Genomic DNA, 19,962 nt, shown 5'->3' with positions numbered 1-19,962 from the left:
AGCATGATGATACAAATGGATCAGGACCTGTGTTCCATCCAGGAGGTGCGCGACCTCGTGCAGCAGGCCCGAAAGGCGCAGCGGGCTATGGAGCGCATGACGCAGGGAGAGCTGGACAAAATAACGGCGGCCATCTCCAGCGCCGCCGCAGCCGAGGCCGGACGTCTGGCGGGGGTGGCGGTGGAAGAGACCGGGTTTGGGCTCAAAGCCGACAAGGAGATCAAGAACCGCTTTGCCGCTGTCACACTGTACGACGCCATCAAGGACGAAAAGACCCATGGCATCCTGGCCCAGGACCGCGAGAAGCGGACCATTGACATCGGGGTGCCGGTGGGGATCGTGGCCGGGCTGGTGCCATCCACCAATCCCACCTCCACGGTGATCTATAAGTCCATGATCTGCATGAAGGCGGGCAATCCCATCATTTTTTCCCCCCACCCCAGCGCAGTGAAGTGTATTCTGGAGACAGTGGAGGTGGTGCGCCGGGCGGCGGAGGCGGCGGGGGCTCCCAAAGGGGCCATCGCCTGCATCACCACCCCCACGCTGGAGGCCACCAACGCGCTAATGAGGCACGATCACACCCGGCTCATTCTGGCCACCGGCGGCGGCGCCATGGTAAAGGCGGCCTACTCCTCCGGGACCCCAGCCATCGGTGTGGGGGCGGGCAACGGTCCGGCCTATATCCACCATACCGCCAACGTTCGTCTGGCCGTCAAGCGCATCTTGGACTCCAAGACCTTTGACAACGGCACCATCTGCGCCAGTGAACAGTCGATCATCGTTACCCGGGAGATGGAGCGGGCCGTGACCGAGGAGCTCCAGCGGCAGGGGGCCTATGTGCTCAGCGACAGCGAACACACCAAGCTCTCCAAATTCATCCTGCGCGCCAACGGTACGATGAATCCGGCCATCGTCGGCAAGAGCGTGGAGACTGTGGCCAAACTGGCCGGACTTGACCGGGTGCCCGCTTCCGCCAGGGTACTGGTGGCCCGGGAGACCGGTGTGGGGCGGGGCTATCCCTATTCCAATGAAAAGCTGGGCCTCATTTTGGCCTATTATGTGGAAAACGATGAGCCGACGGTGCTGGAGCGCTGTGTGGAGATCCTGGAGTGGGAGGGCGCGGGCCATACCTTCTCCATCCATGCCGAGGACGAGAATGTGGTGAAGAAGTTTGCCGAGCGGGTCCCGGCCAGTCGGGTGCTGGTGAACACGCCCTCCGCCCTGGGAGGGATCGGGGCAACGACCTGCCTGTTCCCGGCGCTCACGCTGGGCTGCGGCGCGGTGGGCGGCTCCTCCAGCTCCAACAACATCGGTCCCCTGGATCTGATCAATATCAAGCGGGTGGCCTGGGGCGTCCGGGAGCTGGAGGATATCCGGGCCGGAAACAGCACATCTCCCTGGGAGAACGGCCGGAGCGAGGTCAAGGTGGACGATGCGATGCTCCAGGAGCTGGTACGGCAGATCGTGGGGAGGCTGATGTGAGATGAAGGAGGCGGACCGCTCCGGCATCTACTCCAAGAATGCGGCGCTCGCCCCGGGCGGCGTGACGCCGCCCGCCGCGGGAACCAACGTATTTGATGAGGTGAACGACCCCGGCACCCTCATCAACCCCTATGCCAATCTGCTGCGGGAGATGGGCAGGCTGACCGCAGATATGGAGGCGACCGATCCGGAGACCCCGCCCCCCTCCGGCGACGAGGTAAAGCCCTTTTCGGCGTCCAAGCGTCTGAATGCTGACGGCGGACCCACCGCATGGGCGCAGCCGGACATGGGGGGGACCGGAGCCAAGAAAACACGGGGCCGGAAAAAAGAGACCGGTGCCGACAACAGCAAGTCCGGCGGAAGAACGCCGGAAAAAGCAAAAACGGCCCCGACCGGCGGTGCGGGGCGTGGAGCCCCGGAGCCAAGACCCGAGTCCAAGGACGGCATGGCCGCTCTGGCTGCCTCTGTGATCGGCGGCGGGGCGGCGGCTCGGCCGGAATCAGGGCCAAATTCCAACCATCGGGGAGAAGCTCCCGCAGAGAGACGGGAGACCCCCTCCAACAACGAAAGGAGCGCGAAGAAAATGGCGAATACAAATGCACTGGGTATGGTAGAGACGAGAGGACTGGTGGGCGCCATCGAGGCGGCGGACGCCATGGTGAAGGCCGCCAACGTCCAGCTGGTGGGCAAGGAGCAGGTGGGCGGCGGTCTGGTGACCGTCATGGTCCGGGGTGACGTGGGCGCCGTCAAGGCTGCCACTGACGCCGGCGCCGCCGCCGCGGAGAAGGTGGGAGAGCTCATCTCGGTCCACGTGATCCCCCGGCCCCACGTCGAGGTGGACGGTATCCTCCCCCACAAGAACGGCGAATTCGATCAGGGACAGTAAGCCGTGGCGCTTCTGGATGAGGCCCGGGTCCGCCAGATGTCCAATGGCGGGACCCGGGGCCCTGTGGTGGTGACCCGGGGGGATGTGCTCACCCCTTCCGCCCGGTCCTGGCTCCGGGAGCACCGGGTGGAGGTGGTCTTTCCCCAGGGAGAGCCGGAAAAAACCGGCGGCGGGCGGCAGGAAAAGGGCGGCGCTGCGCGCTATCGGACGCTGTTCGGCGCGGAGCTCCACGAGAAGCCGGAGCACATGACCCACCTGAAAGGAAACCTTCTGGTATTCAAAGACCATCCACGCATCGCCTTTCGGGGATACATCGACCTGTTGGAGGCGGAGATCGTGCTCTGCCAGCAGGCATGTGTCCGGGAGGGATACCGCGTCTTGGCTGTGGAGCTGGAAGAGGTGCTGGGCTTTGTGCGGCGGTTCATCCGGTTCGACGTTCTGGATGAGCCTGTGGGAGAGGTGCGGCTGTGCGGCTACGGCCCTGCGGAGCTGCGGGAGTACTCCCATTACCCGGAGAAGCACTTCGGACAGCCCCATTTTATGCTCAGCTATACCGATTCTCCCGCTGTCGCGGCGGTAAATAAGGTGCGGGCGGTGGTCCGGCAGACCGAACTGGCGGCCTATCAGGCCTTCCGGGACGAGAACGGAGCTGTGGCGCGGGAGGACATCATTTTGGGGCTCAACCGCCTCTCCTCCCTCTTCTGGATTTTCATGATCAAGCTGAAGGCGGGGAAGTATGAACGCACATGAGATAGAACGTCTGGCCGAAGCGGTGGTCCGGCGGGTCACTGTGGAGATAGAGGCCAGTGGGCGCCATGTCCACCTGAGCCGGGCGGGTGTGGATCAGCTCTTCGGCGTGGGCTATCGGCTCAACCGGGTCAAGGACCTCTCCCAGCCGGGACAGTTCGTCTGCGCCGAGCGGGTGAGCCTTGTGGGCCCCAAGGGAGAGTTGAAGAACGTGGTGGTGCTGGGGCCTGAGCGGGGGGAGTGCCAGGCGGAGGTCTCCCTCACCGATGCTGTGGCCCTGGGGTGCAAGCCCCCGGTCCGGCTCTCGGGGGAGATCGAGGGGACGCCGGGTATCACCCTCCGCCACGGCAACCGGGAACTGCGGCTGGAGCGCGGCCTCATCGTGGCCAAACGGCACATCCACATGACCCCGGCGGATGCCGGACAGTTCGGCGTGCGTAATGGACAGAGCGTCCGCCTGAAAGCGCTCACCGCCCGTCCTCTCACCTTTGGTGAGGTGGAGGTGCGGGTCAGCGAAAAATTCTCCACCGTGGTCCACCTGGACTACGATGAGGCGAACGCCTGTGGATTCCAAAAAGGGGATCGGGGGCTGATCCTGTCATGACGATGGAGGAGCGGGAGGGCGCGCTGATCATTACCCGCCTGCCTATCGAGCAGATGGGACTGCTGACCCTGGGGCTGGCCCTCACGGGAGAAGAGAGACAGGTGCTGGAAGCCCTCTTGGCCGGAAAAAAGGTAAAGGTCCTGGAGACAGGTCTGGAGTATAAGCAGTATCGGAAAACAGCCCCTCTGGGGGTGTATCAAAAATTTGTCTCCCTGGAACGGGAGCTGAGGGAGATGGGCGTCTGTGTGGTTAGGGATCGTCATTGGTAACGTGTGGTGCACCAAAAAGGTCTCCGCCCTGACAGGGCAGACTTTCCTTCTGGTGGCGCCGGAGGGTCACCAGGGGCCGGCCCTGGTGTGCGCCGATCAAGCGGGAGCGGGCCCCGGCGACAGAGTGCTGGTGACGCGGGGCAGCGGGGCCAGAGTCGCTGCGGGGGAGTCTATTCCGGTGGATGCCGCCGTGGTGGGGATCGTGGACCGGGTGGAGCAATGACCGCCCCGGAATCATCAAGATAGGGGGCAATATTTTGTCCATTAACGAGATCATCGTCTATATCATGGTCCTGTTTATGGCCCTGGGGGCCTTGGATCGTATCATCGGGAACAAGTTCGGGCTGGGTGAGAAGTTTGAAGAGGGCATCCTCGCCATGGGATCCCTGGCACTGGCCATGATCGGCATCATCTGCCTGGCGCCCGTGCTGGCAAATCTCCTGCGGCCCGTGGTGGTGCCGCTCTATTCCCTCCTGGGGGCCGACCCGGCCATGTTCGCCGGGACCATACTGGCAAACGATATGGGCGGCGCGCCCTTGGCCAGAGAGCTGGCGCTCACCCCGGAGGCGGGGCAGTTCGGCGGACTGATCGTGGGCGCCATGCTGGGGCCCACCGTTGTGTTCACCATCCCTGTGGCGCTGGGTATCATTCAGAAAGAGGACCAGGAATTCCTGGCCAAGGGCGTGTTGGCTGGCGTTATCACCATCCCACTGGGGGCCCTGGCCGGCGGACTGGCGGCGGGGTTTCCGGTGGCTATGGTGCTCCGCAACCTCATCCCTATCGTGCTCATCGCCGTGCTCATTGCGGTGGGGCTATGGCTCATTCCCGGGGGCATGGTAAAGGGATTTACCGTGTTTGGAAAGATCGTGGTGATCGTCATTACCGTGGGCCTGGCCGCCGCCATTGTGGAGACCCTGACCGGTCTTGTGCTCATTCCGGGGATGAACCCCATCGACGAGGGGTTTTCCACTGTGGGCGCCATCGCCATCGTGCTGGCTGGGGCGTTTCCCCTGGTATTCGTTATTACAAAGGTATTCCGGAAGCCGCTGATGGGGCTGGGGCATCTGCTGGGGATGAACGATATTGCGGCGGCGGGATTGGTGGCTACCCTGGCCAACAATATTCCCATGTTTCAGATGATGGGGGAGATGGATCGGAGAGGCAAGGTGGTCAACGTGGCCTTTGCCGTGTCGGCCGCCTTCGTATTCGGCGACCACCTGGGGTTTACGGCGGGATTTGACTCCACCATGATCTTTCCTATGATTGTGGGAAAGCTGGTGGGCGGTGTTACCGCTGTGGCAGTGGCCATGCTCATCACTGGAAAGGAGAAGACATATGGCTGAGCTGGATAAGGCCGCGCTGGAGGCGCTGGTGCGGCAGGTACTGTTGGAAAAGCTGGGCGCTGCCGCGGGATGCGGCCGCGGACACGGCGTACGAAGTGTGGCGGTCCCCGCCATACAGGTGACCGAACGGGACCGGCTGGACACCGGGCGCAGCGGGGACCGGGTGTGGACAAAGGACCTCTTTTCTCTGGAAGAGGCGCCCCGTCTGGGCTGCGGTCTCATGGTGATGGAGGAGACCACCTTTCCCTGGAAGCTCACATATGACGAGATGGATTATGTGATCGAGGGGCGGCTGGATATCCTGGCAGGAGGGGAGACCGTCTCCGCCGGGCCCGGCGAGGTGATCCATATTCCCAAGGGAAGCGAGATCCAGTTCTCCGTCCGGGATCGGGCGCGATTTCTCTACTTTGTCTATCCTGCGGATTGGCAGAAGTAAAAAATAGGGCGCTGCCGAGCATGCTCGGCAGCGCCCTATTTTTTATTGGTCACGATAGCGATCCAGAAAGGCCTCGTCCTTGACTTCAAGCCCGCGCTCCCCGGCCAGCCCCTCGATATGATGGGTAAACTCATGGGCCAGGGTCTCGTAGAGCTCCTCCTCCCAATTCCGCCGCGTCCAATCCTCCTCTTCGGCCAGCACTGCAAAGGAGCCGTAATAGAGATTGATATACCGGCCCATCTGATCGTTGCAGTATTCCCCCATGATGTACATTTCACCGGGAGGAAAGTCCGGGTCGGGATGGGCTTCCGGGAGAAGCAGGATCCCACCGTTCAAGTCGCTGAAAAAGGCTGGCGGGAAGGACTCCGCCATGGCATCCAGCAGTTCGCCCGCCTCGTCGAAGGACAGCACCATATGGGATAGGCCCCCTTTACAGATCGCCCTTGGGCTTTTTCATGGTCAGGGAGATGCGCTTTTTTTTCTCGTCCACCTCCAGCACCCATACCATGACGATATCGCCGACGGCGCAGACCTCGCTGGGGTGACGGACGCGGCGCTCGCAGAGCTGGGAGATGTGCACCAGCCCGTCCTGATGGACGCCGATGTCCACAAAGACACCGAAGTCGATGACGTTGCGCACGGTGCCGGTGAGCTCCATGCCGGGCTTGAGGTCCTTGATCTCCATTACATCGGTGCGCAGGATGGGCTTGGGCAGTTCGTCTCTGGGGTCCCGGCCCGGCTTCATAAGTTCCCCTACCAGGTCCCGCAGGGTGGGAAGCCCCACGCCGCAGGCCTGGGCGGCCCGCTCCTCGCCAAAGTCGGTCACCCGATCCCGGAGGTCTCCGATGCCGCCCGCCTCCACCGCGTTCAGGTCGTAGCCGCACAGGGCCAGGAGCTGTTCCGCCGCAGCGTAGCTCTCGGGATGGACAGCGGTATGGTCCAATACATTTTTGGACTCCGGGACGCGGAGGAATCCCGCGCACTGTTCAAAGGCTTTGGGGCCCAGCTTGGGGACCTTCAGCACCTGCTTCCGGGAGGTAAAGGCGCCGTTCTCCTCCCGGTACCTGACGATGTTTTTGGCCGTGGCGGCGCTGAGGCCGGAGACCCGGGAGAGAAGGGGCGCGGAGGCGGTGTTCAGGTCCACCCCCACGGCGTTGACACAGTCCTCCACCACACCGGAGAGGGTCTCGTCCAGCCTGGCTTGGGGCATGTCGTGCTGATACTGGCCCACCCCGATGGCCTTGGGGTCAATCTTCACCAGCTCCGCCAAGGGGTCCTGGAGCCGCCGGGCGATGGAAACGGCCGAGCGGAGGTTTACGTCATAGTCGGGAAACTCTTCGGCGGCCAGCTTGGAGGCGGAGTACACGCTGGCCCCTGCCTCACTGACGATCATATAGCTCACGCCGCCGCCCACGGCCTGGATGAGCTCTACCGCCATCTGCTCGGTCTCGCGGCTGGCGGTGCCATTGCCGATGGCGATGTGCGCCACGCCGTGCTTTTTGATGAGGCGGGAGAGAACGTCGATGGCCTCCTGCTTTTTGCGTTCGCTGAAGGTGGGGTAGACCACCGCCGTGTCCAGAACCTTTCCGGTGCCGTCCACCACAGCCACCTTGCAGCCGTTGCGGTAGCCGGGGTCCAGCCCCATGGTGACAAAGCCCTTTACCGGCGGCTGCATGAGAAGGGGCTTGAGGTTGAGCCCGAACATCCGGATAGCCCCTTCGTCGGCCTGCTCGGTGAGCATATTTCGGATCTCGCGCTCCACCGAGGGGGCGATGAGGCGGTCATAGGCGTCCTCCGCTGCACTGCGGACAAAGGGCATGGCGGGAGAGCCGGGGATCAGGACGCTCCGGCGGACCGTGATGAGAGCGGTCTCCCGGTCCAGCTCCACCGAAACTTTCAGGAGGTCCTCCCGTTCACCCCGGTTGATGGCCAGCACCTGGTGCCCCTGGACCCGATTGACGGGAGTCTTAAAGTCGTAATAGAGCCGATAGACCGAGTCCCCTTGGTCCTTTTTTGCGGCGGTGGAGATCAGGACCCCCTTGGACCACCACAGCGCCCGCAGCCGCTTACGCAGGGCGGCGTCGTCAGAGATCTGCTCGGCCACGATGTCGGAGGCGCCCTGGAGCGCCTGCTCCGGAGTCTCCACCCCTTTTTGGGGGTCCACATAGCCGGCGGCCACAAGAAGCGGCTCGGAGCAGTCCCGGCCCTGGGCGAACAGGAGCGCGGCCAAGGGCTCCAGACCCTTTTCACGGGCGACGGTGGCGCGGGTGCGGCGCTTTTGCCTGTAGGGACGGTACAGGTCCTCCACCTCAGCCAGGGTGGCCGCGGCGTCAATGGCGGTGGAGAGAGCCTCAGTGAGCTTTCCCTGCCCGTCGACAGCGGCCTTGACCTCGCCCCGGCGTTTTTCCAGATTGCGCAGGTACTGGAGGCGGTCGGCCAGGGTGCGCAGGGCGGTGTCGTCCATGGCTCCGTGGAGTTCCTTGCGGTAGCGGGCGATAAAGGGGATGGTATTCCCCTCGTCAATGAGCTTGACCACGTTTTCCACGTGGATGGGGTCCTGGCTTAATTCCTTTGCGAGGATTTGGATCATAGCGTCCATGGGGTATGCTCCTTTATCAAAGTACGCGGCGCGGCCGCGGGCGCCGGATCCGGTCCGGCAGGCACTATTTTACCACGGAGCGGGCGGCTCCCGCAAGGGTGGGTACGGCTTGACTATCCCGCGCCGGGAGGGTAGAATAAATCGGATAAAACAGAAGAGGACACAAAGGGGTGCAGGCAGATGAAACAGCTCGGCTTTGACAACCGCAAATACTTGGAGACCCAATCCGCCCATATCAAGGAGCGCATCGCCCAGTTTGGAGACAAGCTCTACCTGGAGTTCGGGGGCAAGCTTTTCGACGACCATCACGCCTCCCGGGTGCTGCCGGGCTTTGCGCCGGACAGCAAGATTCGTATGCTGTGCGAGCTCAAGGAGGACGCCGAGATCGTCATCTCCATCTGCGCCAGCGACATCGAAAAGAACAAAATCCGGGGGGACCTGGGCATCACCTATGATGTGGATGTGCTCCGGCTCATCGACGCTTTCCGGAGCAAGGGGCTCTATGTGGGCAGTGTGGTGGTGACTCAGTACGCCGGACAGAGCGCCGCCGACGCCTTCAAAAAACGGCTGGAGGATCTGGGGATGCGGGTATTTCTCCACTACCCCATTGCGGGCTACCCCAACAATATCCCCCTGATCGTCAGCGACGATGGGTACGGGAAAAATGAGTATATCGAGACCTCACGCCCCCTGGTGGTGGTCACCGCTCCGGGGCCGGGCAGCGGTAAGATGGCCACCTGCCTCTCCCAGCTCTACCACGAATATAAGCGCGGAGTGAAGGCTGGATACGCCAAGTTCGAGACCTTCCCCATCTGGAATCTGCCGCTCCAACATCCGGTGAACCTGGCCTATGAGGCGGCCACTGCCGACCTCAACGACGTCAATATGATCGACCCCTTCCACCTCCAGGCCTACGGCGTCACCACCGTCAACTACAACCGGGATGTGGAGATCTTCCCGGTCCTCTCCGCCATTTTTGAGAAGATCACCGGCCAGTGCCCCTATAAGTCCCCCACGGATATGGGGGTTAACCTGGCGGGCAGCTGCATTGTGGACGACGCGGCCGTCTGCGCCGCCGCCCGCCAGGAGATCGTCCGGCGGTATTACGCGGCTCTGTGCGACCGGCGCCAGGGCCGCTGTGGGGACGAGACGGTGTACAAACTGGAGCTGCTGATGCAGCAGGCCAAGGTGGACGCCTCCATCCGGCCTGTGGTGGCCGCTGCCGGCGCCGTGGCCGAGGAGACCGGCAACCCCGCTGCTGCCATCGAGCTGCCCGACGGCGAAGTGGTGACAGGAAAGACCACGGATCTCATGGGGGCCTCCTCCTCCACGCTCCTCAACGCCCTCAAGCGCCTGGCCGGGATCGGCCATGAGCACCACCTCATCTCCCGGGAGGCCATCGAGCCCATCCAGACCGTGAAGGTCAAGCATTTGGGAAGCGCAAATCCCAGGCTCCACTCCGATGAGACCCTCATCGCTCTGGCCATCAGCGCCACCACCAATCCCCTGGCCCGGCGGGCGCTGGACAAGCTCTCCGAGCTTCGGGAGTGCGAGGCCCATTCCTCCGTCATCCTCTCCCCGGCGGACTCCGGCACCTATGCAAAGCTCGGCATGCGCCTTACCTGTGAACCTACCTACGAGACCAACAAGCTGTACCACAAATAGAGCGGCGGCAAGAAAAGCGGGCCCATGGAAATTTTCCATGGGCCCACTTTGTCTGGACGGCTCACAAGAGGCTATCCTCCGTGTCTCTGGGGGCAATTGCCGGGACTGTGGTCAACAGAAGCAGCGTCTGGATCAGGGCGGCAAACGGAAAAACAGGAGGTCCGCCCTGGCAGATGAGTTGTGCAGCGGCATAAAGAACCAGGACAGTCAAAAAATCCCCCTTCGATGGATATTCCCGATAGGCAAGCAGGTCTTAAGACGGCTCTATTTTAAGGGAAAACCCCTTAAAATCCAACAAGGAATTTTCTATTATGGCATACTATCTGTGAGGTGACAGAGATGTATGATCGTATCCGGGCGCTCCGTGAGGATGCAGACCTGAAGCAAAAAAATCTGGCCGAGGTCTTGAACATCCGCCAGCCAACCTATTCCGATTATGTACGCGGAAATTTGAACGTGCCTGCGCCGGCTCTGATCGCGCTGGCCCGTTTTTATCACACCAGTGTGGACTACATTCTGGGATTGGCGGATATCCGGGAGCCCTATCCCAGGCACGAGGAGAAGGGAGAGCGGCAGTGGATGGAAATCACGCCATAAAACGTTGACTTTTGGCTTGACGCGGCCCCGGATTCGGGCGTAGAATAAATAGGATTTTTTTGTAAGGAAAAGGCAGGGGACAACGGGGTCCCGGGACAAAGGCGTCCCATGCGGAATGGGAGGAATGAACGATGGCGGTCAAGTACATTTTTGTCACCGGCGGCGTGGTATCCGGGCTGGGTAAGGGGATCACGGCGGCGTCGCTGGGGAGGCTCCTCAAACAGAGAGGGCTCAAAGTGGCCCTTCAGAAGTTTGACCCCTATCTCAACGTGGACCCCGGCACGATGAACCCCTACCAGCACGGCGAAGTATTCGTCACTGACGACGGGGCCGAGACCGATCTCGACCTGGGACACTATGAGCGATTTACCGATGAAAATCTGACGGTGGACTCCTCCGTCACCTCCGGCAAGGTATACTGGACCGTCCTCAACCGGGAGCGGGAGGGGGGCTATCTGGGCGGTACGGTCCAGGTTATCCCTCATATCACGGATGAGATCAAGGAGCGCATCTACCGGGTGGGCCGCCGGGGCGATGTGGATGTGGTCATCACTGAGATCGGGGGCACCGTGGGCGATATCGAGTCCCAGCCCTTTTTGGAGGCCATCCGACAGGTGAGCGCGGAGGTGGGACGGCAGGACGTGATGTACATCCACGTCTCCCTCATCGTGGCCATCCCCGGTTCCAATGAGCTCAAATCCAAACCCACGCAGCACTCTGCCAAAGAGCTGCTGGCCCTGGGTATCCAGCCGGACGTCATTGTGTGCCGCTCGGAGCATGAGGTGCCTGAGGACATCCGAAATAAGATATCCCTCTTTTGCAACATCCCGCCCGAAAACGTCATCCCCAACCTCACCGCCCCCTCTCTCTACGAGGTGCCGTTGATGCTGGAGAAGGAGGGGCTGGCCGCCGTGGTGTGCCGGCGTCTGGGGCTTACCGCCGCGCCGCCGGATCTGGCGGAGTGGACCGCCATGGTGGAGCGGGAGAAGGCGGCCGTCCGCCGCGTGGAGATCGCCCTGGTGGGCAAGTACGTGGGACTCCACGACGCCTACCTCTCCGTGGTGGAGGCCCTGGCCCACGGCGGCATTGAAAACGACGTGAAGGTGGATATCCGGTGGGTGGATTCCGAGGAGGTCACCGATGAGAACGTCGGGCGGCGGCTGGACGGCTGTGACGGCGTGCTGGTGCCCGGAGGCTTCGGGAGCAGGGGCATTGACGGTATGCTCTCCGCCGTACGGTACGCCCGGGAAACCGGCGTGCCCTATTTTGGCATCTGCCTGGGGATGCAGATGGCGGTGGTGGAGTTCGCCCGAAATGTGGCGGGGTTGACAGGAGCCCACTCCAGTGAGCTCGCGCCGGAGACGCCCTATCCCGTCATCGATCTGATGCCCGACCAGGTGGGGGTCACCGCAAAGGGCGGCACCATGCGTCTGGGCGCCTACCCCTGCCGTTTGACCGGACACGGAGGTCCCTGCTACGCCGCCTATGGCGCCGATGCCATCTCCGAGCGGCACCGCCACCGCTATGAGTTCAACAACCCCTACCGGGAGGTGCTGACGGCGAAAGGGCTCCGCCTGGCAGGACTTTCCCCGGACGGGCGGCTGGTGGAGATGGTGGAGCTGCCCGACCATCCCTGGTTCGTGGGGGTCCAGTTCCACCCGGAGCTCAAGTCCAGACCCAACAAGGCCCACCCGCTCTTCCGGGCCTTTGTGGGGGCGGCGAAAGCGCATCAGAGCTGAAAACGCAATGGAAGCGGCAATGGGGCCGGGATGGGAAAAGCCGTCCCGGCCCCTCCATATGTTGCATCCCGGCGAAATTTCTGATATGCTGTTTACCGGTACGAAATGATTTTGGAGGTGTTATATTTGAAGCGAATTTTCAGCGTGTTCTTAAGCCTGGCGCTGGCGGTCTCGCTGTTCCCGGCGGCCTTGGCGGAGAAGTCTGCGGGTATGGACCGCGGAGCACTGGCCCAGCGCCTGGCAGAGCTGTGCGGCTATGCCGACGAGCTGGAAGGCTATGCAGCCCAGCCAAGCGCCTTTTCGGATGTGGAGGAGGAGGACGAGTGCAGGGCAGCCGTTAACCTGCTCCGGGACAAGGGTCTGATGCAGGGCGACGGTTCCGGCGCTTTCCGCCCTTCCATTCCTGCCACCCGGGCGGATGCCGTCACAGTGCTGCTGCGCTGGGCGGGGCTCACCGAGGCGCAGATCGGCGCGTACGGCTCCTATGACAGCGCCTGTCTGATGGCCAGCCTGGGCCTGTCCGGCGATCTTGCCGGCAGGATCAAGGATGAGGGCGAGCTGACAGATCTGTACGAGGCCGTAAAGCCTCTCTACGATGCCCTGCACGCCGAGGCCCCCGCCCCCTATTTTGTGGACGGCGCGGCACTGCCCATCTTCCCCTATGATACCGTGATCCGCGAAGTGGTCTACGTGGAGACCGATGCGGATACCGACGGGGACGGCAAGGCGGACAAGGTGCAGGTGCTCGTCCAGCGTCCCGCCGCCACAGACAGGGGCATGAAGGCCGCCTCCATCTTTGAGGCCCGGCCCTATTCCGCCGGGTGTACCGACGCCTATGATCTGGATACCTGGAATGCGCACATCGTGGACGCCCGGCTCACCGAAGACACGGCATCCACCTCCACCGGCAAGGAGGACTGGGACTGGCACGCCTCCAGCGAGCCGGGACCCGCCACGCTGGAGGTGCAGACCGCTGGCGGCGCCGGCGCGGCCGGAGACGGTGGAGATGTGTGGGGCAATACAGAGAATGTGGACGCTTACGACTACTGGCTGGTCCGCGGCTATGCCTACGTCTCCTGTTCCGGTCTGGGTACCTTGGGCTCCGACGGCTTTGAGACCTGCGCCAGCGCCGACGAGACGGCCGCCTTTGCCTCCGTGGTCCGGTGGCTTGCCGGGGATGAGGGTGTCAAGGCGTACAGCGATAAAAACTCCGGCGTGGAGGTGAAGGCCGATTGGTCCAACGGGAATGTGGCAATGTCCGGCCAGTCCTATGCCGGGTCCACCGCCTTCGCCGTGGCCTCCACCGGTGTGGAGGGGCTCAAGACCATTGTGCCCCGGGCCGGTATCGCAAGCTGGTATGACTATTACCGCTCCCAAGGTGTCGCTGCCGGCGGGCTCTACTATCCCGGCGACGACTGCAACATCCTGGCCGACTACTGCATGTCCCGGCAGCTGGACGAGACGGACTATGCCCCCATCCAGGCAGACTATGAGGCCTATCTGGAAGAAATGATCGCCGAGCAGGACGCACTCTCCGGCGACTACAACCGGTTTTGGGACGAGCGCAACTATACAAACGGCGCGGAGAATCTGAAGTGCAGCGCGCTGATCATCCATGGGCTCAACGACTTCAACGTCCGTCCCAAGCAGTTCGACCTGATGTACGACGCCTTCCGGACCGCCGGACAGGAGGTAAAGCTTCTCCTCCACCAGGGTGCCCACTATACCCCGGAGCAGATAGAGGGGCTGGACCTCAACGGCATTTTGGGACGCTGGTACGCCCACTATCTCTATGGCATGGACAACGGCGCCGAGCGGGAAGCCGAGGTGCGTGTGCAGAGCAATACGGATCTCTCCTGGAACACCTACGATGCCTGGGGAGACGCCGTGGAGAGCGTTGTCCTCTCCGCAGGAGAAGGGGAGAACCGCTTTACCAGTGATCTGGGAGTCACCAGCTTCGATACCTCTCTGGCCGATGTGGAGGAGGGGTGGATCGAGTACTGCTCCGACATGGATTATACCTGGGAGCAGGAGATGATCGCCGGCGCTACCGGCGCCAGCGCGGTCTACACTTTTGACATGGAGAAGGATATGCACATCAGCGGCACGCCCACCGTCACTGTGCGGGCCAGCGCGGACCGTCCCACCGGCATCCTCAGCGCAATGTTGGTGGACCTGGCGCCCGAGGGCGGCATGGAGGCGGTTATGCTCGAGCAGTATGGCGAGGGCGTGGCCACCGAGACAGTGGAGGCAAACGGACTGTGGTACGGCGGCGGTCTTGCCGCGAAAGATTTGACCCAGTTCTCCATGACATCCACTGACAATAAGATCGTCACCCGGGGGTGGATGGATATCCAGAACCGCACCTCGATCTACAGGGTAGACATGGTGGAGCCCGGCGTGTTCTATACGCTTACGCTGGAGCTCCAGCCCATGGATTACACCGTGAAGGCCGGACACAAACTGGCTTTGGTGCTCTACTCCGTCGATCCTGAGGTCACTTACTGGCCGGAGGCGGTGACCAACTTCACCGTGGACAACACCGGGACCTATGTGACCATCCCCGTGCGGTAAAGAGGGTAAAAAGCCCCCCGGCGGCGCGTATGCGCCGCCGGGGGGCTTTTTCAGTAGGGAAGAATCAGTGCGGAGAGGTTGGAAAAGTCGTTGTCGCCCATGGAATAGAGGCCGTCGTCATCGGGGGCCACCAACACCAGGATGGGGACGACATCCAGTTGGTTCAAAAGTCCCAGGGCGTCCCGGCAGAGGGATACAATGCCCATGGCCCAGTCGTTTTCATAGTCCGTGCGGAATTGTTCCTGTTCGTCCTGCGAGAGCGCGTCGAGGTCAGTATCGGCGTATTTCCGGGCGAACGCCTCCTGATAATCCGCCAAACTGTCCTCACGGACCTGAAGAAAGAGGTCCAGGGGACGGACGGAGACTTCCACGGCGTATCGGGTGTCGTCCAGGGGCACGGCCTCCTGGACGCTGTACTGTGCCTTGGCGCAGACCTCCGCGAGAAGATCCAACACCGCCTGTCGGGTCTCCTCCGTAAGGGCGCTCTCGTCCAGGTCAAACTGGTAGGCAAACCGCCGGTACTCCTGCTCCAGGGACGCCTCGTAGGCGTCCTGGGCCTCCCCATCGGTGAGCTCCACCAGATCCAGAAAGGCATTGTTCCAGGTCCCCTTGTAGGTCTCGTCCAGCACGCCCTTCACGTAAGCGGTGGCGTCGAAGACGGTCATCTTTGTCTCCCCGCAGGCCGTGAGGCTCAGACAGAGAAGGGCCGCGGCGGTCAGGGCGGCGGCGCGCCCGCGCAGCCTTCCCATCACCGGCACAGCTCCGCGATAGCCTGGGTGAAGATCTTGCAGGAGAGAAGGAGGTTCGGGATGCTGGCCTGCTCGTCGGCAGCGTGCATCTTGGGGTCAAAGCCGGGGAAATCACAGCCGAAGGCCACGCCGCCGGGGATATCGTGGACATAGGTGCCGCCGCCGATGGCGATGGGCTGGGGGTTTTCCACGCCGGTATAATCGGCATAGCACCGCAGCAAAGTCTGGACCAGCTCGGAATCCCGGGGGACGCAGTGGACGGTGGTCATGTCCGGGTCGCCGGTGACCGAGATGCCATAGCCCGCGAAAGCGGCCTCACAGGCCTTCTTGCAGGTTTCCTCCGTGGCACAGATGGGGAACCGCACGTCAAATTTGGCGGTAAAGCCGGTCTCTGTGAGGGTGAGAAGCGCAAAATTCAGGGTAAGGGGGCCGGACTCGGCATCCTCCTGGGCGATGCCGAGGGCCTTGCCGCGATTGTCCCCAAAGGGGAAGAGGGTGTGTAGGGCCAGGACGGCCTTTGTGCTGCCGCAGTCGGCCAGAGGGAGGCGTGCCAATACCTCCAGGAGGGCGGCGATGGCGTTGATACCGTCGTCGGGGGAGGCGGCATGGGCATTTTTGCCCTCACAGTGGATGTGGCAGCCGCTGGCGGAGCCGTTTACCAGGAAGGACGCGCCGGTGGTCCGGGCCACTTCGTCACAGGCGGACTGGACGTCCCGGTCAAAGAGGCCCAGGATCATACACTCGGCCTCGGGGGGAACCACATTCTGACGGAAACCGCCGGTCATGGCGGCCACCCGGGGAAGCGCGCCGGAGCGCTCCCACCGCGTGCCGAAATCGGGATGGTAATGTCCCTTCTCGATGTTGATGACAGGGAAATCGGCATCTGGGGTAAAGGCGTAGGGGGCGTAAGGCTCCCGGGCGTAATAATAGGCGATGTCGGCGGAACCGCTCTCCTCATCGGTGCCCAGGATCAGCCGGGCGTTGGCGCTCACGGGGAGTCCCAGCTCACGGACCGCCTTCATGGCCAGGAGGGCGCAGACTACGGGGCCCTTGTCGTCGGAGACGCCGCGGCCATAGAGAATTCCGTCCCGCTCCACACAGGTATAGGGATCGGTGGACCAGCCGGAGCCCTCGCCCACTACGTCCAAGTGGCCCAGGATGTGCAGCCGGGTCTCCTTGTCGTTGAGGTCGGCAAGGCCGACATAGTGGTCATAGTCGGTGACAGCAAACCCCAACTCTTTGCAGAGGGACAGGGCCTCCGTAAGCGCGGCGGCAGGGCCCGGGCCAAAGGGCTTGCCGGGTTCGGCCTCGCCCTTCACGCTCTTAACGCCCACCAGCCGGGAGATGGCGGCGACCAGCTCCCGCTCCCGAGCAGGGTCGTTCCAATATGCCTCGATTTCTTTTTGATACATAATTGATGCTTCCTTTCCTGAAAAGACGGGCCGGATACCCATGCGCTGCATTACGCGTGAGGGGCTCCCTCCCGCTGGGCCAGCTCGTCGAGATATTTGTACACCGTGTAGCGGCTCACGCCCAGCCGCCGGGCGGCAAAGGGCACCGATTTCCGGTAGGAAAACGCGTTTTTCTGGTCCATCATGGCCACGATCTTCAGGCGGTCCGCCTTGCTCAGGGCATCCACGGGCTTTCCCACGGCGGAGAGACACTCGTCGAAAAGGTCGGCCAGGGCGGAGTCACCGCCCTGCCACAGGGCGGTCTTGAGGTCGGCCTCCGCACTCATCAGGTCCACCAGAATGCGATTGGCGTAGACAAGGGAGGTGTAGTCAAAGTTGATGCCCAGGGCCAGATTGTAGTCCTCTCCGATGAGATGAAAGGTGGAGGATTTGATCTGCTGGCCGGAGGGGGTGGTGGCATACAGGTTCACCTGATCGCTGCTCCGGGCCTCGGGGTCCAGCTCCCGGGCGGTGCCCAGGATATCCAAGGTGGAGCCCACCTCCCGGCCGGAGACATGCCCGTTATAAATGGACAGAATGGGGTGGGTGGGCACGCCCATATCGTGGACCAGAGTCTCACAGGAGGAGCCGAACATTTCCGCGATGCCGCGGGCGGCGCGGTCCAGAAATTCAAAGGCTTCGTCACGGGTCATTTACATCGGACCTCCTTCTGACAGTGCCATTATTTTACCCGGAAACGAAAAAAAAAGCAAGAGGCGGAAGGCTGCTCCCGATAAGAAAACATCGTGAGGAAAGAGAGAACGGTATAGCTTCGGCTGTACCGTTTTCTCATTTTTCCATTGATGCCGTGACTTTTGACATTTCCAAGGCCCCGATGCCCTTGTAGTAAATATCGATCTCCTGCGTCCGGTTCTTGCCCTTCGGGTCGCTGGCCGCATGGACGATGATTTTCTCCACGAACTCATGGAGGATGCAGGGCGTGAGTTCCGGGATATCCGTATACCTCTCCACAACGGAGAGAAAACGATCTACATCCGCCGATTTGCTTTCCTCCAGCTCCACTTCTTTCCGAAGGGAGTTTACCAGCACCTTGAGCTCCTGTTCTTCCTTCTCGTAGTCCGCAGAGAGCTTCTGAAAGCGTTCATCGGAGAGTTTGCCCGAAATGTTGTCCTCATAGAGCCGCTTGAAGATAGCATCCAGCTCAGTGATCCGCTTCTCGGAATCGGTAAGCTGCCGTTTCCTCTTTACAAGATCCCGGTTACGCTGCCGCAGGTCGCTGTCCATGACCAGCCTCACAAATTCGTCCTTACTGCGGGAGGCGAAGGAAACGATCTCCCGCAGGTTTTCCAGAATCAATTCCTCCAAGATCACCGTGCGGATGGAATGGGTCTGACCGCAGAAGTCACGGCTCTTTCGGTAGCCGGCGCACAGGTAGTATTCCTGCTCGCGCCGGAAGTTGGTGGCCCTGCATTGATACATGACAGATCCGCAGTCTGCGCAGAACATCATGCCGGAGAACATCCCCATTTCTCCCATTTTTGTAGGACGCCGGCGCGTCTGCCTTGCTGCTCTCGCGGCGTCTGCGATTGCCTCCGTCCAGATCGGGTCATGGGTGTTCTCAAAGATCATCCACTCACTTTCCGGATTATGGATGACCTTTTTGCTCTTGTAGGACTTCTTCCTTGTCTTGAAATTGACCGTGTGCCCCAGGTACTCCCGCCAGCGGTCCATAATATCCGCTACGGTGGAGGCATCCCATGCGTAGGGCAAACCCCGCTTGATATTACTTGCTTTCCGGCCCTTGCTGGCATAATAGGCGGCCGGGGTCAAGATCCTTCGCTCTGTCAGCTTTCTTGCAATCTGAGACGGCCCGAAGCCGTCCATCACATATAGGCCGATCTCATAGACCACCGCTGCGGCGTCCTCGTCCCTGACCCACAGCTTTTTGTTGTCAGGAGACTTCATGTAGCCATAGGGCGGCAGGGTCGTCAGATGCTCGCCAGCGTTGCCCTTGACCTTCATCACGGCACGGATCTTCTTACTGGTGTCTTTCGCATACCACTCATTGATGATGTTCCGAAAAGGGGTGAACTCATTATCACCCTGGGTGCTGTCCACGCCATCGTTGACAGCAATAAAGTGAATGTCATGCTCCGGGAACATGATCTCGGTATACATGCCCACTTGCAGATAATCACGGCCCAGGCGTGACATATCCTTGATAATGACCCGATTGACAAGGCCGGCTTCGATATCCGCAATCATTTGCTGGAAGCCAGGTCGGTTAAATGTCGTACCCGAAATGCCGTCATCAATATAAAAGCGATAATTTTTGTAGCCGTGGTCAAGTGCATAGCGTTGAAGGATCTTTTTCTGGTTGATGATACTGTTGCTGTCGCCCTGCAATTCATCGTCACGCGACAAACGGCAGTACAAAGCGGTAACAGCTTCGACGCTCATAGCGCTGTAAGGGAATTGAAGCGCGGCAGCGGTGTTTGACTGATGATACATAGTAACCTCCCATCCGGCAGTCAAACACGGTTTTGAAGTCACCTTCATTATACCGCGTCTTTTTGTCCCTGTCTGCCTGTTTGGGAGAATTAAGTTGTAGCTTCTTTCTGAACGTCCGCTTTCATCAGACGTTCCAGCTTTACGGCAATACCCTCATCGCCCTTTTCCCGAAAGAAGGAATTGACGATAAAGGTTGTGTTGCCGATCTGTTTTTCGCTCCGCCTCGGCGGGGCGTATTTCTTTTCGGATGAAACGGTCGTTTGCATAGTTAGCCCCTTTCTAATCGTCTGAAAACAAATCATTTTTTGATAGCTTACAAAGAACAGCAGAAACGGACGGCTGAATGGCT

Annotated in this window: 19 protein-coding genes; 12 read left to right on the top strand and 7 right to left on the bottom strand. The window is 61.5% G+C overall.

Annotated elements, in window-relative coordinates; genetic code table 11:
• The first annotated feature begins 6 nt into the window (after window positions 1-6).
• The 8 genes from SRB521_RS12915 to SRB521_RS12880 all read left to right on the top strand — a co-directional run bounded on the left by SRB521_RS12915 (window position 7) and on the right by SRB521_RS12880 (window position 5,767).
• Complete coding sequence (locus SRB521_RS12915; RefSeq protein WP_116722201.1) at window positions 7-1,482, top strand: acetaldehyde dehydrogenase (acetylating); 1,476 nt, start codon at window positions 7-9, stop codon at window positions 1,480-1,482.
• Between the two features lie 583 nt (window positions 1,483-2,065).
• Window positions 2,066-2,368 (top strand): BMC domain-containing protein, encoded by a 303-nt coding sequence (locus tag SRB521_RS12910; protein WP_033117401.1) that lies wholly within the window; start codon window positions 2,066-2,068, stop codon window positions 2,366-2,368.
• A gap of 3 nt (window positions 2,369-2,371) precedes the next feature.
• The gene (locus SRB521_RS12905; RefSeq protein ID WP_075704473.1) at window positions 2,372-3,118 is read left to right on the top strand and encodes an ATP-binding protein; all 747 of its coding nucleotides are present in this window, start codon (window positions 2,372-2,374) and stop codon (window positions 3,116-3,118) included.
• Window positions 3,105-3,719, top strand: coding sequence for a phosphate propanoyltransferase (pduL, locus tag SRB521_RS12900; protein WP_033117337.1), 615 nt, complete (start codon window positions 3,105-3,107; stop codon window positions 3,717-3,719). Before SRB521_RS12905 ends, pduL begins: the two co-directional genes overlap by 14 nt.
• Window positions 3,716-3,988: a hypothetical protein gene (locus SRB521_RS12895; RefSeq protein ID WP_075704472.1), complete on the top strand. Its 273-nt coding sequence runs from the start codon at window positions 3,716-3,718 to the stop codon at window positions 3,986-3,988. Before pduL ends, SRB521_RS12895 begins: the two co-directional genes overlap by 4 nt.
• Complete coding sequence (locus SRB521_RS12890) at window positions 3,963-4,211, top strand: EutN/CcmL family microcompartment protein (RefSeq protein WP_033117339.1); 249 nt, start codon at window positions 3,963-3,965, stop codon at window positions 4,209-4,211. Before SRB521_RS12895 ends, SRB521_RS12890 begins: the two co-directional genes overlap by 26 nt.
• A 34-nt stretch (window positions 4,212-4,245) precedes the next feature.
• Window positions 4,246-5,331: an ethanolamine utilization protein EutH gene (gene eutH / locus SRB521_RS12885; protein ID WP_116722160.1), complete on the top strand. Its 1,086-nt coding sequence runs from the start codon at window positions 4,246-4,248 to the stop codon at window positions 5,329-5,331.
• The gene (locus SRB521_RS12880; protein ID WP_075704471.1) at window positions 5,324-5,767 is read left to right on the top strand and encodes a cupin domain-containing protein; all 444 of its coding nucleotides are present in this window, start codon (window positions 5,324-5,326) and stop codon (window positions 5,765-5,767) included. The genes eutH and SRB521_RS12880 overlap by 8 nt, the downstream gene beginning before the upstream one ends.
• Window positions 5,768-5,809: 42 nt before the next feature.
• Here SRB521_RS12880 and SRB521_RS12875 read toward each other — a convergent pair whose 3' ends face one another.
• Both SRB521_RS12875 and SRB521_RS12870 read right to left on the bottom strand, forming a co-directional pair.
• Complete coding sequence (locus SRB521_RS12875) at window positions 5,810-6,181, bottom strand: metallopeptidase family protein (RefSeq protein WP_075704470.1); 372 nt, start codon at window positions 6,179-6,181, stop codon at window positions 5,810-5,812.
• 16 nt (window positions 6,182-6,197) lie between these two features.
• Window positions 6,198-8,366 carry a Tex family protein gene (locus SRB521_RS12870; protein ID WP_075704469.1) on the bottom strand — a complete coding sequence of 723 codons (2,169 nt, stop codon included), beginning with the start codon at window positions 8,364-8,366 and terminating at the stop codon, window positions 6,198-6,200.
• Between the two features lie 180 nt (window positions 8,367-8,546).
• Here SRB521_RS12870 and SRB521_RS12865 point away from each other — a divergent pair, with 180 nt between their 5' ends.
• The 4 genes from SRB521_RS12865 to SRB521_RS12850 all read left to right on the top strand — a co-directional run bounded on the left by SRB521_RS12865 (window position 8,547) and on the right by SRB521_RS12850 (window position 14,941).
• A complete protein-coding gene (locus tag SRB521_RS12865) occupies window positions 8,547-10,031 on the top strand; it encodes a DUF1846 domain-containing protein (RefSeq protein ID WP_116722159.1) in 1,485 nt (494 codons plus the stop codon).
• Between the two features lie 339 nt (window positions 10,032-10,370).
• On the top strand, window positions 10,371-10,628 hold the full coding sequence (locus SRB521_RS12860) for a helix-turn-helix domain-containing protein (protein WP_033117346.1): 258 nt from the start codon (window positions 10,371-10,373) through the stop codon (window positions 10,626-10,628).
• Window positions 10,629-10,759: 131 nt separating this feature from the next.
• On the top strand, window positions 10,760-12,367 hold the full coding sequence (locus SRB521_RS12855) for a CTP synthase (RefSeq protein ID WP_033117347.1): 1,608 nt from the start codon (window positions 10,760-10,762) through the stop codon (window positions 12,365-12,367).
• 126 nt (window positions 12,368-12,493) lie between these two features.
• On the top strand, window positions 12,494-14,941 hold the full coding sequence (locus tag SRB521_RS12850) for a CocE/NonD family hydrolase (protein ID WP_165366639.1): 2,448 nt from the start codon (window positions 12,494-12,496) through the stop codon (window positions 14,939-14,941).
• A gap of 50 nt (window positions 14,942-14,991) precedes the next feature.
• On the opposite strand, the gene SRB521_RS12845 is transcribed toward SRB521_RS12850, so the two are convergent.
• From SRB521_RS12845 to SRB521_RS16355, 5 genes are all read right to left on the bottom strand, one after another.
• Entirely contained in the window at window positions 14,992-15,690 is a 699-nt protein-coding gene (locus tag SRB521_RS12845; RefSeq protein WP_075704463.1) for a hypothetical protein, read from the bottom strand.
• Window positions 15,690-17,102 (bottom strand): M20 family metallopeptidase, encoded by a 1,413-nt coding sequence (locus tag SRB521_RS12840; protein WP_116722157.1) that lies wholly within the window; start codon window positions 17,100-17,102, stop codon window positions 15,690-15,692. Before SRB521_RS12840 ends, SRB521_RS12845 begins: the two co-directional genes overlap by 1 nt.
• 50 nt (window positions 17,103-17,152) lie before the next feature.
• Window positions 17,153-17,794 (bottom strand): helix-turn-helix transcriptional regulator, encoded by a 642-nt coding sequence (locus SRB521_RS12835; protein ID WP_075704461.1) that lies wholly within the window; start codon window positions 17,792-17,794, stop codon window positions 17,153-17,155.
• 136 nt (window positions 17,795-17,930) lie between these two features.
• A complete protein-coding gene (locus SRB521_RS12830; protein WP_207215976.1) occupies window positions 17,931-19,613 on the bottom strand; it encodes a recombinase family protein in 1,683 nt (560 codons plus the stop codon).
• Between the two features lie 89 nt (window positions 19,614-19,702).
• Window positions 19,703-19,879 (bottom strand): transposon-encoded TnpW family protein, encoded by a 177-nt coding sequence (locus SRB521_RS16355; protein ID WP_207215975.1) that lies wholly within the window; start codon window positions 19,877-19,879, stop codon window positions 19,703-19,705.
• Window positions 19,880-19,962 lie beyond the last annotated feature (83 nt).

Source organism: Intestinimonas butyriciproducens (genome assembly GCF_004154955.1).
Taxonomy (GTDB): Bacteria; Bacillota; Clostridia; order Oscillospirales; family Oscillospiraceae; genus Intestinimonas; species Intestinimonas butyriciproducens.
This window is presented reverse-complemented; position numbering and strand designations above follow the sequence as displayed.

Bases quoted from the DNA above. Each gene is read 5' to 3' on its own strand.
- SRB521_RS12915 (WP_116722201.1), top strand. From the start codon at position 7: ATGATACAAATGGATCAGGACCTGTGTTCCATCCAGGAGGTGCGCGAC.
- SRB521_RS12910 (WP_033117401.1), top strand. From the start codon at position 2,066: ATGGCGAATACAAATGCACTGGGTATGGTAGAGACGAGAGGACTGGTG.
- pduL (WP_033117337.1), top strand. From the start codon at position 3,105: ATGAACGCACATGAGATAGAACGTCTGGCCGAAGCGGTGGTCCGGCGG.
- SRB521_RS12895 (WP_075704472.1), top strand. From the start codon at position 3,716: ATGACGATGGAGGAGCGGGAGGGCGCGCTGATCATTACCCGCCTGCCT.
- SRB521_RS12880 (WP_075704471.1), top strand. From the start codon at position 5,324: ATGGCTGAGCTGGATAAGGCCGCGCTGGAGGCGCTGGTGCGGCAGGTA.
- SRB521_RS12875 (WP_075704470.1), bottom strand. From the start codon at position 6,181: ATGGTGCTGTCCTTCGACGAGGCGGGCGAACTGCTGGATGCCATGGCG.
- SRB521_RS12870 (WP_075704469.1), bottom strand. From the start codon at position 8,366: ATGGACGCTATGATCCAAATCCTCGCAAAGGAATTAAGCCAGGACCCC.
- SRB521_RS12865 (WP_116722159.1), top strand. From the start codon at position 8,547: ATGAAACAGCTCGGCTTTGACAACCGCAAATACTTGGAGACCCAATCC.
- SRB521_RS12860 (WP_033117346.1), top strand. From the start codon at position 10,371: ATGTATGATCGTATCCGGGCGCTCCGTGAGGATGCAGACCTGAAGCAA.
- SRB521_RS12855 (WP_033117347.1), top strand. From the start codon at position 10,760: ATGGCGGTCAAGTACATTTTTGTCACCGGCGGCGTGGTATCCGGGCTG.
- SRB521_RS12845 (WP_075704463.1), bottom strand. From the start codon at position 15,690: ATGGGAAGGCTGCGCGGGCGCGCCGCCGCCCTGACCGCCGCGGCCCTT.
- SRB521_RS12840 (WP_116722157.1), bottom strand. From the start codon at position 17,102: ATGTATCAAAAAGAAATCGAGGCATATTGGAACGACCCTGCTCGGGAG.
- SRB521_RS12835 (WP_075704461.1), bottom strand. From the start codon at position 17,794: ATGACCCGTGACGAAGCCTTTGAATTTCTGGACCGCGCCGCCCGCGGC.
- SRB521_RS12830 (WP_207215976.1), bottom strand. From the start codon at position 19,613: ATGTATCATCAGTCAAACACCGCTGCCGCGCTTCAATTCCCTTACAGC.
- SRB521_RS16355 (WP_207215975.1), bottom strand. From the start codon at position 19,879: ATGCAAACGACCGTTTCATCCGAAAAGAAATACGCCCCGCCGAGGCGG.